The sequence below is a fragment of the Streptomyces sp. NPDC055815 genome (assembly GCF_053616475.1).
The window spans coordinates 1-16,659 of record NZ_JBSHDU010000116.1 but is presented as its reverse complement, the minus strand read 5'-3'; the positions used below and the strand labels follow the sequence as shown (position 1 = coordinate 16,659).

At 73.3% G+C, this 16,659-nt stretch carries 11 protein-coding genes; 5 read left to right on the top strand and 6 right to left on the bottom strand.

Going from position 1 to position 16,659, the window contains the following annotated elements; genetic code table 11:
• The first annotated feature begins 65 nt into the window (after positions 1 to 65).
• The 3 genes from ACWGN5_RS39270 (at position 66) to pulA (ending at position 8,247) form a co-directional block, all read left to right on the top strand.
• Complete coding sequence (locus tag ACWGN5_RS39270; protein WP_453523207.1) at positions 66 to 1,103, top strand: LacI family DNA-binding transcriptional regulator; 1,038 nt, start codon at positions 66 to 68, stop codon at positions 1,101 to 1,103.
• Between the two features lie 122 nt (positions 1,104 to 1,225).
• Positions 1,226 to 2,911, top strand: a complete 1,686-nt coding sequence (locus ACWGN5_RS39265) for a carbohydrate-binding module family 20 domain-containing protein (protein ID WP_453523206.1) — start codon at positions 1,226 to 1,228, stop codon at positions 2,909 to 2,911.
• Between the two features lie 44 nt (positions 2,912 to 2,955).
• Entirely contained in the window at positions 2,956 to 8,247 is a 5,292-nt protein-coding gene (gene pulA, locus ACWGN5_RS39260; protein WP_453523205.1) for a pullulanase-type alpha-1,6-glucosidase, read from the top strand.
• Between the two features lie 286 nt (positions 8,248 to 8,533).
• Here the strand turns inward: pulA and ACWGN5_RS39255 are convergent, their stop codons facing one another.
• Positions 8,534 to 9,046, bottom strand: a complete 513-nt coding sequence (locus ACWGN5_RS39255) for a GNAT family N-acetyltransferase (RefSeq protein ID WP_453523204.1) — start codon at positions 9,044 to 9,046, stop codon at positions 8,534 to 8,536.
• Positions 9,047 to 9,098: 52 nt separating this feature from the next.
• Here ACWGN5_RS39255 and ACWGN5_RS39250 point away from each other — a divergent pair, with 52 nt between their 5' ends.
• On the top strand, positions 9,099 to 9,431 hold the full coding sequence (locus tag ACWGN5_RS39250) for a 5-carboxymethyl-2-hydroxymuconate Delta-isomerase (protein ID WP_453523210.1): 333 nt from the start codon (positions 9,099 to 9,101) through the stop codon (positions 9,429 to 9,431).
• Here the strand turns inward: ACWGN5_RS39250 and ACWGN5_RS39245 are convergent.
• The gene (locus tag ACWGN5_RS39245) at positions 9,416 to 10,129 is read right to left on the bottom strand and encodes a TetR/AcrR family transcriptional regulator (RefSeq protein ID WP_453523203.1); all 714 of its coding nucleotides are present in this window, start codon (positions 10,127 to 10,129) and stop codon (positions 9,416 to 9,418) included. The genes ACWGN5_RS39250 and ACWGN5_RS39245 overlap by 16 nt on opposite strands.
• A gap of 37 nt (positions 10,130 to 10,166) precedes the next feature.
• Here ACWGN5_RS39245 and ACWGN5_RS39240 point away from each other — a divergent pair, with 37 nt between their 5' ends.
• Positions 10,167 to 10,646, top strand: a complete 480-nt coding sequence (locus ACWGN5_RS39240; protein ID WP_453523202.1) for a hypothetical protein — start codon at positions 10,167 to 10,169, stop codon at positions 10,644 to 10,646.
• Between the two features lie 3 nt (positions 10,647 to 10,649).
• Here ACWGN5_RS39240 and ACWGN5_RS39235 read toward each other — a convergent pair whose 3' ends face one another.
• The 4 genes from ACWGN5_RS39235 to ACWGN5_RS39220 all read right to left on the bottom strand — a co-directional run bounded on the left by ACWGN5_RS39235 (position 10,650) and on the right by ACWGN5_RS39220 (position 16,433).
• Complete coding sequence (locus tag ACWGN5_RS39235; protein ID WP_453523201.1) at positions 10,650 to 11,702, bottom strand: PDR/VanB family oxidoreductase; 1,053 nt, start codon at positions 11,700 to 11,702, stop codon at positions 10,650 to 10,652.
• The gene (locus ACWGN5_RS39230; RefSeq protein ID WP_453523200.1) at positions 11,702 to 12,586 is read right to left on the bottom strand and encodes a metal-dependent hydrolase; all 885 of its coding nucleotides are present in this window, start codon (positions 12,584 to 12,586) and stop codon (positions 11,702 to 11,704) included. Before ACWGN5_RS39230 ends, ACWGN5_RS39235 begins: the two co-directional genes overlap by 1 nt.
• Positions 12,587 to 12,715: 129 nt before the next feature.
• Positions 12,716 to 15,568 carry a hypothetical protein gene (locus ACWGN5_RS39225; protein WP_453523199.1) on the bottom strand — a complete coding sequence of 951 codons (2,853 nt, stop codon included), beginning with the start codon at positions 15,566 to 15,568 and terminating at the stop codon, positions 12,716 to 12,718.
• Positions 15,569 to 15,632: 64 nt separating this feature from the next.
• Entirely contained in the window at positions 15,633 to 16,433 is an 801-nt protein-coding gene (locus ACWGN5_RS39220; RefSeq protein ID WP_453523198.1) for a tyrosine-protein phosphatase, read from the bottom strand.
• Positions 16,434 to 16,659: the final 226 nt, after the last annotated feature.

The following is a 16,659-nucleotide window of genomic DNA, read 5'->3' as shown; positions in this document are numbered from 1 at the left end:
CGTGCCGCAACAGTCTGTGAGGGAGCGGTGGGCAATACGCCCCGTGACCGGTACAGTCCACCTTCATGACCGCGCGGCTCGCGGACATCGCGGCCCAGTCCGGGGTCAGCGAGGCCACCGTCAGCCGCGTCCTCAACGGCAAGGCGGGGGTGGCCGGCGCGACCCGGCACAAGGTGCTCGCGGCCCTCGACGTGCTCGGCTACGAGCGTCCCGTACGGCTCAAACGCCGCAGCGCGGGCCTCGTCGGGCTCGTCGTGCCCGAGCTGACCAACCCGATCTTCCCGGCCTTCGCGCAGGTCGTCGAACAGGTCCTCGCCGGGCACGGCTACACCCCGGTGCTCTGCACCCAGATGCCCGGCGGCGCCACCGAGGACGAACTCGTCGAACAGCTCGTGGAGCGCGGGGTCGCCGGCATCGTCTTCCTCTCCGGGCTGCACGCCGACGCCACCGCCGACCCCGCGCGCTACGCCCGGCTGGCCGCCCGGGGCGTCCCGTACGTCCTCATCAACGGCTACAACGAGCACATCGACGCCAACTTCGTCTCCCCGGACGACCGGGCCGCGGCCCGGATGGCCGTCCGGCACCTGGTCGAGCTGGGCCACGAGCGGATCGGCCTGGCCATCGGCCCCACCCGGTACGTGCCCTCGCGCCGCAAGGCCGAGGGCTTCACCGCCGAGCTGTACGAGCTCCTCGGCGTCGACCGCACCGAGGCCGAACGGTTCATCCGGCCCACGCTCTTCGGCGTCGAGGGCGGGCACGCGGCCGCCGAGGTCCTGCTCCGCGAGGGCTGCACGGGCATCGTCTGCGGCTCCGACCTGATGGCGCTCGGCGTCATCAGGGCCGTCCGAGCCCGCGGCCTCGACGTGCCCGGCGACGTCTCCGTCGTCGGCTTCGACGACTCCCCGCTCATCGCCTTCACCAGCCCGCCGCTCTCCACCGTCCGCCAGCCCGTGCAGGCCATGGCGACGGCGGCCGTCGGCGCGCTCCTGGAGGAGATCGAGGGGAACCCGGTGCAGCGCACGGAGTTCGTCTTCCAGCCCGAGCTGGTGGTGCGCGGCTCCACCGCGCAGCCGCCGGGCCGGCTGCCGCAAGTCCTTACGTAACAACTTGCGTCGAGGGGTCCGGAGGGTTGACCGGGCGTCGGGGCACTCGTACGGTCACGGCTGAAAACAGTTGCTGAACTTTTCGGCAACTTCTTGCGACAGTGAAGTCAGCAGGAGGAAACATGGCCAGAAAGACCGTGGCCGCTGCACTCGCCCTCGTGGCGGGAGCCGCTGTGGCCGTCACGGGCAACGCCCCGGCGCAGGCCGCCCCGCCCGGCGAGAAGGACGTCACCGCGGTGATGTTCGAGTGGAACTTCGCCTCGATCGCCCGGGAGTGCACCGACCGCCTCGGCCCCGCCGGATACGGATACGTCCAGGTCTCCCCGCCCCAGGAACACCTCCAGGGCAGCCAGTGGTGGACCTCGTACCAGCCGGTCAGCTACAAGATCGCCGGACGCCTCGGCGACCGCACCGCCTTCAAGAACATGATCGACACCTGCCACGCGGCGGGCGTCAAGGTCGTCGCCGACTCCGTCATCAACCACATGGCGAACGGGTCGGGCACGGGAACGGGCGGGACCCCGTTCTCCAAGTACGACTACCCCGGCCTCTACTCGGGCGCCGACATGGACGACTGCCGGTCCGCGATCTCCAACTACCAGGACCGCGCCAACGTCCAGAACTGCGAGCTCGTCCAGCTCCCCGACCTCGACACGGGCGAGGACTACGTCCGCGGGAAGATAGCCGGCTACCTCAACGACCTGGCCTCCCTGGGCGTCGACGGCTTCCGCGTCGACGCCGCCAAGCACATGCCGGCCGCCGACCTCGCCAACATCAAGTCGCGCCTGACGAACCCCAACGTCTTCTGGAAGCAGGAGGCCATCCACGGCGCCGGCGAGGCGGTCTCCCCGAGCGAGTACCTCGGCAACGGCGACGTCCAGGAGTTCCGCTACGCCCGCGACCTCAAGCGGGTCCTGCAGAACGAGAAGCTCGCCTACCTCAAGAACTTCGGCGAGGCCTGGGGCTACATGCCCTCCGGCCAGTCCGGCGTCTTCGTCGACAACCACGACACCGAGCGCGGCGGCGACACCCTGAACTACAAGGACGGCGCGAACTACACCCTCGCCTCCGTCTTCATGCTCGCCTGGCCCTACGGCTCCCCGGACGTCCACTCCGGCTACGAGTGGACCGACAAGGACGCGGGCCCGCCCCTCAACGGCCAGGTGAACGCCTGCTACAGCGACGGCTGGAAGTGCCAGCACGCCTGGCGCGAGATCTCCTCCATGGTGGCCTTCCGCAACACCGCCCGCGGGCAGGCCGTCACCAACTGGTGGGACAACGGCGGCAACGCGATCGCGTTCGGCCGCGGCTCCAAGGCGTACGTGGCGATCAACCACGAGTCCTCGGCCCTGACCCGCACCTTCCAGACCTCCCTGCCCGCCGGAAGCTACTGCGACGTGCAGTCCAACACCGCCGTCACGGTGAACTCCTCCGGCCAGTTCACGGCCACCCTCGCCGCGAACACCGCCCTCGCCCTGCACACCGGGGCCATGAGCTGCGGCAGCCAGCCGGTCACCGCCGGAGCCTCCTTCAACGTCGACGCCACCACGGTCACCGGCCAGAACATCTACGTCACCGGCAACCGCGCCGAGCTCGGCAACTGGGCCCCCGCCTCCGCCCTCAAGCTCGACCCGGCCTCGTACCCCGTCTGGAAGCTGACGGTGAACCTGCCCGCCGGCACGGCCTTCGAGTACAAGTACCTCCGCAAGGACGCCGCCGGGAACGTCACCTGGGAGTCCGGCGCCAACCGCACCGCGACCGTCCCCGCCTCGGGCCAGATCGTCCTGAACGACACCTTCCGCAACTGACGTCCCCCGTCCCCCTCTCCAGGGACTTTCCAGGGAGCACCCCCGTGATACCCAAGCGAACGGCGGTCGCGCTGGCCGCCGCCCTGTGCGCCGCCCTCGTGCCCGCCGTCCCCGCGACGGCGGCACCCCGGCCGCCGGCCCCGCCCTCCGACAAGGCCCTCGCCGCCCAGCCCGCCCGCCAGGACCTCACCCGCGAGCAGTTCTACTTCGTCCTGCCCGACCGCTTCGCCAACGGCGACACCGGGAACGACCGCGGCGGCCTCACCGGCAGCCGCACCCAGACCGGCTTCGACCCGAGCGACAAGGGCTTCTACCAGGGCGGCGACCTCAAGGGCCTCACCGAGCGGCTCGACTACATCAAGGGCCTTGGCACCACCGCCATCTGGATGGCGCCGATCTTCAAGAACCGGCCCGTGCAGGGCACCGGCAAGGACGCCTCCGCCGGCTACCACGGCTACTGGATCACCGACTTCACCCAGGTCGACCCGCACTTCGGGACCAACGAGGACCTGGAGAAGCTGATCGCCGCCGCCCACGCCAAGGGCATGAAGGTCTTCTTCGACGTCATCACCAACCACACCGCCGACACCGTCGACTACGCGGAGAAGAAGTACGGCTACCGCCCCAAGGGCGCCTACCCGTACCTCGACTCCTCCGGCCGCCCCTTCGACGACCGGGCGGGCATCCCGGCGAAGGTGGACGCCGACGCGTTCCCGTACACGCCGACGACGACCGGCGGGAAGGTCCCGTCCTGGCTCAACGACCCGACGATGTACCACAACCGGGGCGACTCCACCTGGGCCGGGGAGTCCGCCGAGTACGGCGACTTCGTCGGCCTCGACGACCTGTGGACCGAGCGCCCCGAGGTCGTCGAGGGCATGAAGAAGATCTACGAGACGTGGGTCCGCGACTTCGACATCGACGGCTTCCGCATCGACACCGTCAAGCACGTCGACCTGGACTTCTGGACCCAGTGGGCCACCGCCCTCGACGCGTACGCGAAGACGCAGGGCCGCGAGGACTTCTTCATGTTCGGCGAGGTCTACTCCGCCGACACCGCCGTCACCTCCCCGTACGTCACCCGGGGCCGGCTCGACGCCACCCTCGACTTCCCCTTCCAGGACGCGGCCCGCGCCTTCGCCTCCCAGGGCGCAGGAGCCGACCGCCTCGCCAAGGTCTTCGCCGACGACTACCGGTACACCACCGACAAGGCCAACGCCTACGAGCAGGTGACCTTCCTCGGCAACCACGACATGGGCCGCATCGGCACCTTCCTCAAGCAGGACCACCCGAACGCCTCCGACGAGGAACTCGTCCGCCGCGACCGGCTCGCCAACGAGCTGATGTTCCTGTCCCGGGGCAACCCGGTGGTCTACTACGGCGACGAGCAGGGCTTCACCGGCCCCGGCGGCGACAAGGACGCCCGCCAGACCCTCTTCGCCTCGAAGGCCGCCGACTACCTCGACGACGACCAGCTCGGCACCGACCGGACCCACGCCTCCGACGCGTACGACACCACGCACCCGCTCTACCGGTCGATCGCCGCGCTCTCGAAGCTCACCCGGGAGAACCCGGCCCTCCGCGACGGCGTCCAGCAGGAACGCCACGCCGAGGGTTCCGTCTACGCCTTCACCCGCACCGACGCGAAGAGCCGCACCGAGTACCTCGTCGCCGTCAACGGCGCCACCACGCCGAAGACCGTCACCGTCCCCGTCGACGCCACCGCCTTCCACGCCCTGTACGGGGGTCAGGGCGCCGTCGCGGCCTCCCGGGGCAAGGTGACCGTCACCGTCCCGGCCCTCTCCTCCCTGGTCCTCAAGGCCGACGCGCCGCTCCCGGCCCCGGCGGTCGGACCCACCGTCTCCCTCAAGGCCCCGGCCGCCGGCTCCACCGGCACCGTCGAGCTCTCCGCCGACGTCACCGGCGGCGGCCTCAACCGCGTCGTCTTCGCCGCCCAGGTCGGCGACGGCCGCTGGCAGACCCTCGGCACCGCCGACCACGCCCCCTACAAGGTCACCCAGCACCTCACCGCCCCCGCCGGCACCGCCCTGCGCTACAAGGCCGTCGTCGTCGACGCCGCGGGCCGCACCGCGAGCGCCCTCGCCACCACCACGGCCGGCGCACCCCCGGCCCCCGAGAAGCCGGTCGCCGTCGAGCGGGCGTACGCCGTCGTGCACTACCGGCGCGAGGACGGGAACTACGACGGCTGGACCCTGAAGGCCGCCGGCCAGGAAGCCGCCTTCACCGGACGCGACGCCCACGGCGCCTTCGCCTGGGTCAAGGTCCCCGAGGGCGCCTCCACCGTCACGTACACCGTCGAGAAGGACGGCACCGCCGACGGCCCGCAGCGCAGCATCAACCTCGGCCGCACCGGCGAGGTCTGGATCACGCAGGGCGCCGACGGCCAGTCCGACACCAACCCGGCCCCCGCCACCCCGGACAAGACCAAGGCCGTCATCCACTACAAGCGCGCCGACGGGAACTACGACGGCTGGGGCCTCCACACCTGGACCGGCGCCGCCCAGCCCACCGACTGGTCCCGGCCGCTGATGCCGACGCGTGTCGACGCGTACGGCGCGGTCTACGAGGTCCCGCTCACCGAGGGCGCGAGCTCCCTCTCGTACATCCTCCACAAGGGCGACGAGAAGGACCTGCCCACCGACCAGTCCCTCGACCTCGGCACCTACGGCCACGAGGTCTGGCTCCTCTCCGGCCAGCCCAAGTACCTCCTCCCGACCACCGGCGGCGCCCCGAACCTCGACCTCGGCAAGGCCGAGGCCCAGTGGATCGACCGGAACACCGTCGTCTGGAAGGTGAAGACCACCGACGCCACCAGCCAGCAGCTGGTGTACGCCAAGGACGGCGGGATCACCGTCACCGACGGCGCCCTGAACGACGAGGGCCAGTGGCTCCGCCTCACCCCGTCCGCGCTGAGCGACACCCAGAAGGCCAAGTTCCCGCACCTCGCCTCCTACCCGGCCTTCACCGTCGACCCGCGCGACGCCGACCGGGTACGGGACTCCCTGCGCGGCCAGCTGATCGCCACCCAGCGCGCCGCCAACGGCGCCCTGCTCGCCGCCACCGGCGTCCAGACCGCCGGAATCCTCGACGACCTGTACGCGGCGAAGGCCACCCGGGCCGACCTCGGCCCGGTCTTCCGGAACGGCCGCCCCACCCTCTCCCTCTGGGCCCCCACCGCCCAGTCCGTCGCCCTCGAACTCGACGGGAAGACCCTGCCCATGCGGCGCGACGCCGCCTCCGGCGTCTGGTCGGTCACCGGCCCCCGCACCTGGACGGGCAAGCCGTACCGGTACGTCGTGAAGGTCTGGGCCCCCAGCGTCCAGAAGGTCGTCGAGAACCGGGTCACCGACCCCTACTCCACCGCCCTCACCACCGACTCCGCCCGCAGCCTCGCCGTCGACCTCACCGACCCGGCGCTGGCGCCCAAGGGCTGGAAGGAGCTGAAGAAGCCCGCCGCCGTGCCGCTGCGGGACGCCCAGATCCAGGAGCTCCACATCCGGGACTTCTCGATCGCGGACGGCTCCGCCCAGGCGGACCACCGCGGCACCTACCTCGCCTTCACCGACAAGAACAGCAAGGGCTCCCAGCACCTCCGCGACCTCGCCGCCTCCGGCACCTCCTACGTCCACCTCCTCCCGGCCTTCGACATCGGCACCATCCCCGAGAAGAAGTCCGCGCAGACCACCCCCGCCTGCGACCTCAAGGTCTACGCCCCCGACTCCGAGGAGCAGCAGGCCTGCGTCGCCGCGGCGGCCGCCAAGGACGCCTACAACTGGGGCTACGACCCCCTGCACTACACCGTCCCCGAGGGCTCCTACGCCACCGACCCCGAAGGCACCCGCCGCACGGTCGAGTTCCGGCAGATGGTCCAGGCCCTCAACGGCGACGGACTGCGCACCGTCATGGACGTCGTCTACAACCACACCGTCGCCGCCGGACAGTCCGACAAGTCCGTCCTCGACAAGATCGTGCCCGGCTACTACCAGCGCCTCCAGGCCGACGGCTCCGTCGCCACCTCCACCTGCTGCGCCAACACCGCGCCCGAGAACGCCATGATGGGCAAGCTCGTCGTCGACTCGGTCGTCACCTGGGCCAAGGACTACAAGGTCGACGGCTTCCGCTTCGACCTCATGGGCCACCACCCGAAGGCCAACATCCTGGCGGTACGGAAGGCCCTGGACGAGCTGACGGTGGCGAAGGACGGCGTCGACGGAAAGTCGATCGTCCTCTACGGCGAGGGCTGGAACTTCGGCGAGATCGCCGACGACGCCCGCTTCGTCCAGGCCACCCAGAAGAACATGGCCGGCACCGGCATCGCGACCTTCTCCGACCGGGCCCGCGACGCCGTCCGCGGCGGCGGCCCCTTCGACGAGGACCCCGGCGTCCAGGGCTTCGCGAGCGGCCTCTACACGGACCCGAACACGTCGACGGCGAACGGCACCCCGGAGCAGCAGAAGGCCCGCCTCCTGCACTACCAGGACCTCATCAAGGTCGGCCTGACCGGCAACCTCGCCGACTACACCTTCACGGACACCTCGGGCCGTACGGTCAAGGGCTCCCAGGTGGACTACAACGGCGCCCCGGCCGGATACGCCGCCGCGCCCGGAGACGCCCTCGCCTACGCCGACGCCCACGACAACGAGTCCCTGTACGACGCGCTCGCCTTCAAGCTCCCGTGGTCGACGTCGGCCGCCGACCGCGCCCGCATGCAGGTCCTCGCCATGGCGACGGCCACCCTCTCGCAGGGCCCGGCGCTCTCCCAGGCGGGCAGCGACCTGCTCCGTTCGAAGTCCCTGGACCGCAACTCCTTCGACAGCGGCGACTGGTTCAACGCGATCCACTGGGACTGCCGCGAGGGCAACGGCTTCGGCCGCGGGCTGCCGCCGGCGGCCGACAACAAGGCCAAGTGGTCGTACGGCAAGCCGCTCCTGGTCAACCCGGCCCTGACGGTCGGCTGCGCCCAGATCGACGGCGCGTCCGCCGCCTACCGGGACCTGCAGAAGATCCGCACCACCGAGCCGGCGTTCTCCCTGGCCACGACGGACCGGGTCCAGGAGGCCCTGTCCTTCCCGCTCTCCGGCCGCGACGAGACCCCGGGCGTGATCACGATGCGCCTCGGCGACCTGGTGGTCGTCCTCAACGCGACGCCGACGAGCACGTCCCAGAAGGTCACGGACCTGGCGGGCAAGGGCTACGCCCTCCACCCGGTCCAGGCGGGCGGCACGGACCAGGTGGTGAAGTCGTCCACGTACGACCGGACGTCGGGCACGTTCACGATCCCGGCGAGGACGGTGGCGATCTTCAAGGCCAGCTGAGGCCAGCGGCCCCGCGTTGTGGGCGAGCTTCCGCCCGTTGTGGGCAGGCGTTCCGCAAGGGGCGGAACGGGTGGGCACAACGGACGGCGCCTTTGCCGGCGCCAGAGGCTCCCGAGCCTGGACCCGCACCCCGTGCGCAGTGCACTGGTGGTGCGGGTCCAGGCGCGTAAGGCGGAGGCGCCGCGAGAGGGCGCCGTCCCGTGTGCCCACCCGTCCCGCCCTGCGGGACGATTGCCCACACGGGCGTGGGCGCGGGCCCATACGGGCGCGGGGCCGCGCGGGGCCCTCAGGGCAGCGGCTTCTCCATCAGCCGCACCGCGTACCGCCGCCCCTCCGCCCCCACCTTCTCCAGATCCGCCCCCACACCCACGTACCCCGCCCCCTCGTAGTACGCCCCCAGCACCGCGTTCCCCACCTCGCAGTCGAGCCGCGCAAGCCCCCGCCCCGACGCCGCGATCCGTTCCTCCGCGTGCGCGAGCAGCACCCGTCCCGCACCGGCGGGCGCCGTCTCCCGGTCGGTCATCAGCCGGTGTACGTACCCGGCCACCGGCGGCTGCGGCCCCCAGACATCCCGGTCCTCCCACCACAGCTCGTACGCCCCCACCGCCCGCCCCGCCCGCTCGGCGATCCAGACCTCGCCCTCGGCGATCCGCGTGCGGAAGTGCTCGCGGCCGCGGGCCCCCGGCTTCCACTGGTCGATCCCGCTGCGCACCATCCAGTGCGCCACCCCGTCGAACAACCCCACCAGAAGGTCCAGATCGCGTTCGTCCGCCTGCCGGAAGGTCACTTGTGTCGTCATGACGATCACCGTAAAGGTGTGGCCAGACATCCGCTTCACCTGGAGTGACCCCATGCCGCAGATCACCGTCGACTACTCCGCGCCCCTCGACCGGCGCGGCTTCGCCCTGGCCCTGCACCCGATCGTCGTGGAGACGGTCGACGCCACGCTCGACGCGTGCAAGACCCGGTTCCGGGAGGTGGAGGAGCTGGTCGTCGGCGACGGAGCGGCCGACGACCACATCGTGCACGTCGACATCGCCCTGCTGGCCGGCCGTACGGCGGAGGCCAAGGCGAGGCTCGCGGAGGCCGTCCTCGACCTGCTGCCCGCCCACCTCAAGGAGAAGGAGGGCGTCCACCTCTCCGTCGAGGTCCACGACCTCGACGGGTCCTACCGCAAGCGCTGACCGGGCACGCCGGGCGCGAGCGCCGAGAGCCTGGCGACGAGCTCCCCGAAGGGCCCGTCGGCCGGCTCGTCCGAGAGGATCCGGACGAGGATCTCCGCCATGTCCGTGTCGTACGCGGCGCTCACCGCGGCCAGCGCCGCGAAGTCGTGCACGAGCTGGAGCTCCAGCTCCGCGCGCGGCACCCGGCGGCCGTCCAGCCAGAGCAGCGCCGTCGACTCGGCGAGCGACACCCAGGAACGGACGACGAGTTCGAGCCGGGCGGACGGCTTCTCGACGTCCAGGTGGGCCAGGATCTGCTCGTAGGCGGCCTGCCGGACCTCGTCGATCATCGCGTTCGTCGTGGACGAGCCCACCGCGGGTCCGCCGCGCATCAGCGCGGCGAAGCCGGGCCCGTGCTCGTCCACGAAGTCGAAGAACCGGCCCATGACCCGCAGCAGCCGCGCCCCGAGCGGCCCCCGCGGCGGCTCGACGAACCGGGCGGCCAGCTCGTCCGCCGCGCGCCGCAGCGCCGCCTCGTAGAGGCTCTGCTTGCCGGGGAAGTAGTGGTAGACCAGCGGCCGCGAGATGCCCGCGGCCGCGGCGATCTCGTCGATGGAGACCTCGTCGGGAGAGCGGTGGCCGAAGAGTTCGAGGGCCACCCCGATCAGCTGCTGCTTGCGCTCCTCGACGCCCATCCTGCGGCGCACCCCGGTCGTCATACGAACAGCCTAACCGCGTCCGTTACGCTCCTGCCCCATGAGCGCTTCCGACCAGGACACCCCGACGGCCGAGGCCCCGGAGGCCGAAGAGACCCGGGCGGCCGAAGAGGCCGAGGAAACCCCCGACTCCCTTGCCCCCGAAGGCGAAGAGGAGTCCCCGGAGTCCGAGGAGCCCTCGGAGCCGTCGGCGTCCTCAGAGCCTTCAGAGCCCTCAGAGCCCTCGGCGTCCTCGGAGTCTCCGGAGTCCGCAACGAGCGCCGGCGGGCTCACCCCGAAGCAGGCGCGGCGGCTCCGCGTCGCCGCCGCGTCCGTGCTCCTGGTCGCCCTGGCCGTCGTCCTGGCCGTCCGGCTCGCGAGCCGTACGTCCGTCCTTGTCGTCGGCGTGTACGGACTCGCCATGATCCTCTGCGGGATCGTGATCGAACTCTCCCGCAACGGCCGCACGCGCCTCGGCACCTGGCTCCTGGCCGGAGGCCTCCTCACCGCGCTGGCCCTGGACTGGCTGGTCCTGCCGTAGCGGCTAGAGGTCGAGGACGAGCCGCTTCCCCGCGCACCGCGAGACGCAGATCAGCATCGAGCCGTCCCGCTCGTCGTCGGTGAGCAGTTCGTCCCGGTGGTCGATCTCGCCCTCCAGGACCCGCTGTTGGCAGGTTCCGCAGAACCCCTGCTGGCAGGAGTACATGAGGCCCGGCAGCTCCTCGCGGACCGCCGACAGGAGCGACTGGTCGGCCGCCACCGTCAACGTCCGCCCGGAACGTCGGAGTTCGACCTCGAAGGCGGTGCCGGTGGCCGCGGCGGCGGTGAAGCGCTCCAGGCGCGGCGCCCGGCCCTCGGGCATGGCCGCGCCCACGGCGTCCATCAGACCGTCGGGCCCGCAGCAGTACACGAGCGTCTCGGCGGGCACATGCGCGAGGAACTCCAGCTCGGGGAAGCCGGATTCGTCCTCGGCGACGACGGTGACGCGGTCGCCGCCGCCCAGCCGCTCGATCTCGTCCAGATAGGGCATGGTGGCCCGGCTGCGCCCGCAGTACACGAGCCGCCAGTCCGCCCCGGCCGCCTCGGCGGCGCGCACCATGGGCAGGACGGGGGTGATGCCGATGCCGCCGGCGACGAAGACGTACGCGGGGGAGCCGACGAGCGGGAAGCGGTTGCGGGGCCCCCGGATCTCGATCTCCACGCCTTCGTGGAGCTGCTCGTGCACTTCGCGCGAGCCCCCGCGCCCGTCCTCGATGAGGCGGGTGGCGACGGTGTACGTGTCGGGGGCGGCCGGATCCCCGCAGAGCGAGTACTGCCGGACGAGTCCGGAGGGCAGGACGAGGTCGATGTGGGCGCCCGGCTGCCAGGCGGGCAGCCCGGCACCCTCCAGGCGCAGCTCGACGACGCCCTCGGCGGGCGTGGCGCGGCCGGTGACGAGGACCTTGCGGGGGACGGTGCTGCCCCGGCCGTACCCGGAGACGGGGGTGTCGAGGGCGGGCATCGGCCAGAGCGGCGCCGTGGACATGCGGCTGCGGACGGCGCGGCGGACGAGGAGCGCGGCCCCGGCGACGAGGGCGACGGTGGTGAACCGGGGCATCAGTGGCCTCCGTTGGCGCCGGGGGAGGAGGCCAGGTAGGCCATGGCCTGCGCGGTGTTCCCCTCCTGGGAGGGGTGGTAGGCGCGGCTGAGGTAGCGGGGTATGGAGCGGAGCATGGCGGGGGTGGAGGGCAGCAGGCCCTGCCGTCCCCTGCGGACGAAGTCGGAGAAGGAGGCCTTCGGGTCGAGCAGGCTCGGGTCGTTCTCCATGAAGAAGCGGATGCCGCGCTGCCAGAGGAAGACGAGCGCGGAGAAGGCGAGCGCCCAGGTGCGGGCGCGGCGCCGGTAGCCGCCGTCGAGGTGCATGAAGAGCTCGAAGGCGACCGCGCGGTGCTCGACCTCCTCCGCGCCGTGCCAGCGCAGCAGGTCCAGCATGGTGGGGTCGGCGCCGACCCGGTCGAGTTCGTCGGCGTTGAGGACCCAGTCGCCGAGGAAGGCGGTGTAGTGCTCGATGGCGGCGATCAGCGCGACCCGCTCCATGAGCCACCAGCGGCGGGGCCGGCCGGGCGGCAGGGTCCGGTCGCCGAGGAGCTTCTCGAAGAACCAGTCGACCTGCGCGGTGTACGGGGTGGGGTCGAGGCCCAGCTTCCGCAGGTGGGGGAGGACGTCGTCGTGGGCCTGGGAGTGGATGGCCTCCTGGCCGATGAAGCCGATGACGTCCTCGCGCAGCCGGTCGTCGGTGATGTACGGCAGCGCCTGCTTGTAGACGTGGACGAACCAGCGTTCGCCGGCCGGGAGCAGCAGGTGCAGCACGTTGATGGTGTGCGTGGTGAAGGGGTCGCCCGGTACCCAGTGGAGCGGTGTCTCTTCCCAGTCGAAGGAGACCTTGCGGGCCTTGAGCTCGACGTGCTCCGACGCCACCGGTGCAGGCTGCGTATTAGACATGACGTCAATGTACTGAGGGGTAGGGCGGTGGCAACAGGCTTGTGCGGGCTCTTTTTGAGGTCCCGGCCGGCCGCCCCGGCCGACCGTCCCGGCCATCCGCTCGGCCATCCGCTCGGCCACCCGCCCCGGTCAGCGGAGGGCGGCCCTTCGTGTCCCGTCCGGCAGGGTCCCGTCCAGGTCCGCCCGCGCCCCCGCCCCGGCCCGTACCGCGAGCAGCGGACCGTCCGAACGCCCCTTCACCCCGCCGGAGGTCTCCAGGGACGTGAAGTCCGGGCTGCCCGCCGCCACGACGAACCAGGCTCCGCCCGGCGCCTTCCACAGCACGCCCGCGAGCACCCGCGGATCCCGCACCCCGCAGGCCGGCGAGCCCTCGGAGCGGGCCGCGAGCGCGGCGGGGACCTCGGGCGAGGGGACGAGGAACTGGGCGAGGACCCGGCTGCCGGTGCCCCGCCAGGTCTCCGCGCGCGTGCACACCCAGGTCGCCTGCCCGGCGCCCTCGGGCAGCGGCTGCCGGGCAAACCGCCAGGCGTTCACCGACCGCACGCCGTGCGCCCGTACGGCCGTCAGCTGGCACGCGGTCCGGGCCCAGGCCTTCCGGGCCTCCGTGCCCGTCGCGTCCGAGGCCGCGGAGGGCGGGCCCCACAGCAGCCGGGCGGGCGCCAGTTCACCGAGGTCGGTGAGGAGGCGCAGCCCGTCACGGTCGCGTACCTGGAGGGTGTTCCAGCGGGTGCACGCGCCGGAGGGCGCGGGACCGGGCAGGGGATCGGTCACCCCGAAGGCATCCCGCCCGAGCGGCCGAGGGCTCTTGGCGGGAGCGAGGAGATCCCGTACGGCGGTCTCGCGCACCCAAGGGGCCATCAGATAACGGACGTTGCCCGAGGCGCGGGAGACGACGAGCGCGGCCGCGCCGACGGTGTCGGCCGCGTCCGTGCGCGCGAAGTCGAGGGCGGCGCCCGCCGTGCCCTCGACGGGCTCGGCGTACCGGACGGCCCGCAGTCCGTCGTGGAAGAGCACGACGCGCATGGCGTCGACCTGCCCGGCGAAGAGCAGCTGCGGCGGCCCCATGGGCGGCCCGACGGGAGTACCGGGTGTGGCCGACGACCGTACGGACCCGCCGGGCCGGGCCCACACGGCGAGCGCCCGCCGCAGCAGCGCGGTGTCGCCGGTCAGCCCCCCGCGCGCCGGCCACACGGAGAAGTCCTGCCGGGTGGCCGCCGGCCACGCCGCCGGATCCGCCTTCTTCACCGCAGCGGGGTCGAGGGCGGCCTCGGCGGCGGGATTACGGGCGTACGAGGGCGCAGCAGCACCGTTTCTGCCCCAGCCGTCCCCGGGCAGCCCGAGCAGGGTCCCGCAGACGACGACCGCGACGAGAGCGACGAACGCGGCCCGGGCGTGCTGACGCCGACGCATGAGATCGGTGGGCCGCGCCTGCAGGGCACAGGGATCGAACTCGTCGGACTCGAGGAGAGCGACCCCGCTGAGACGCCGGGGGAGAGCGGGCCCGCCGGGCGGGGTGGCCCCGGAGCCGTGGCCTCGGGCGCCGACCGGAGCCGAGGGCCCGCCGGGCGGGGCGACTCCGGGGCGCCCGGTGCGGGCGGGGTTGTGGCCTCCGGCACCGACCGGAGCGGAGGGCCCTCCGGGCGGGGTGACTTCGGGGCGCCCGGTGCGGGCGGGGTTGTGGCCTCCGGCGTCGGCCGGAGTCGAGGGCCCGCCGGGCGGGGCGACTCCGGGGCGCCCGGTGCCTGCGGCACGGCCGTGGCCTCGGGTGCCGCCGGGAGTCGAGGGGCCTCCGGGCGCGGTGGCCCCGGGGTGCCCGGTGCCTGCGGCACGGCCGTGGCCTCCGGCGGCCGTCGGCGCTCCGGGTGCGGTGGCCCCGGACCCGCCGTCCCTTCCGGTGCCGGCGGCTCCGGCTCCGGCTTCGGCTCCGGCTTCGGGGCCGGGGCCCCGGGTGGCGCCTGCGGCGTCCCCGGGTCCTCCGGCCCGTCCGGGGCCTGCGGCACTCGCGGGCCCTTCGGGCAGGCCGGGTTCCCCGGGCCCACCGGCACGACCGGCCCCGCGCCCGTGGGCGCTGCCGGGCGCGGGCGGCCACGCGGCGTCGCCGGGGCCGCTGTCCGGGAGCTCCACCCGTCCCACGGCTCCGGTGCCGCCGCCGGTTCTGCCCGGGCCGGCCTGTTCGCCGACCCTGTCCGAGCGTTCCTCCGGGGCGCCGGCCCCCGGGGCGGTACCGGAGTCGTTCGGGGAACCGTTCATGCGCCTGGTCCCGCCGAGGTGACCGGCGTCGCCCGGGCCCGCGGCAGCCCCGCCGAAGGGACCCGCCCCACCCCGGCCGCCGGTCCGCCCCGGGCCGCCCTGCTCGCCGACCCTGGCCGGGCCGTCCCGCCGGGGGCCGTCGGGGATCGCGGGGCCCGCAAGCGCCCCGTCCTCCAGCGCGTCCGCCTCCGCGAGCGCCGCCGCCGGGTCCTCGACGCCCGCCGCCGCCAGGACTCGCAGGACCTCCGGGTCGCCCTGGCGTTCCAGGCCGCGCAGGACGTACGCCGCGCGGCCCGCGCCGGAGAGCCGGGACAGCTGCTGGTCCAGGGCCAGTTCGTCGGCGCCGCCCACCCGGGGGAAGAGCCGCAGCCCCCACACGTGCGGAAGCAGCGGCGGGAACTGCGCCCGGCGCGGCAGCGCGAGCCGCCGCAGCGGCAGCCCCGCGATCAGCGCCTGCCGCAGCACCTCGCCCCGTACGTACGCGTAGCCGGGGTCCACCGCGTCCTCCGCCCGCCGCGGCCCGGGCACGGCAGGCCCCGGGACCCGGCGGCGCGGCAGCGACCGCTGGACGAGGGCGTGCGCGGTCAGCACCCGGCGGTTGCGGCCGAGCGACGGCGGCAGCACGAGATAGGCGATGCGGACGAGCCGCGGGTACCGCTCGACGAGCGCCGCCTCGGCCTGCTCGACGTCGACGGGGCCCACGGGCGAGGGAACGAGATCCTGGGTGCTCACGTTCAGCAGAACGAGCGATTCTTCCGATGGTCACCCCGGCCGCCGCCCCTGCGCCCCCGGGGGCTCAGGCCGCCGTGACCGTCAGCCGCTCGCGGATCAGGTCCGTCACCTCGTCCGGGACGCCGAGCCCCTCGCGTACGTACTTCTCCATCGACCCGTGCCGGACCGACACTTCGTCGAGCGCCGCGTCCAGGTACTCCGGCAGCACCCCGATCAGTTCCAGCGCGAGCTCGGGGTCGCCGCCCTGGGCCGTGAACCCCTCGATCATCGGCGCGAACGCCAGCCGTACCGCCGGATTGACCGACAGGTACTCCGCCCGCACCGTCTCCTCGTCCGCGCCGAGCAGCGACAGGACGACCGTCGCCGCCCAGCCGGTACGGTCCTTGCCCGCCGAGCAGTGGAAGAGCAGCGGCCCCGCGCCGGGGGTGCCCAGCTCGCCGAGCAGGGCGCGGTAGGAGGCGCGGGCGGAGTCGCCGGAGACGAAGGTGCGGTACGTCCGGGCGAAGGCCGCCCGGACCCGGCCCCCGCCGAGGTGCTCCTCGGCGAGCGCCGGGTCGGCGAGCAGGGTCTTCAGCCGGGCGGCGGGCGGCAGTCCGCTGCCGGCCAGGTAGTCGGCGAGGACGTCCGCGACGAGCAGCCGGGCGCCGGCGGGGAGCCGGTCCGGCCGGTCGCCGCGCTCGGTCTCGGTACGGAAGTCGACGACGGTACGGATGCCCAGACCGGCCACGACGGCCTCGGCGGGGTCGAGCCGGTCGAGCTGCGCGGAACGGAGAACGAGCCCGTGCCGGACGGACCGCCCGTCACCGAGCGGCAGGCCGCCGAGATCGCGGAGGTTGGCGACGGAGGTGGCGGGGATGGCGGGCATGACGTCGACTCCTCCGGTGCGGGCGGGTGCCTCGACGGTAGTGGATCGCCCGGTCTAGAGCAGTTTCACACCGAACCTCCGCTTGCGCGCCGCGCCCTCGCTGGGCGGTGCCCCGGCCCCCGCCCGTGTGTGCCCGCGCCCTCGCCGGGCGGTGCCCACGCGCCGTGTGGGGCCCGCGCCCTCGCTGGGCGGTGCCCCGGCCCCCGCCGTGTGTGCCCGCGCCCGG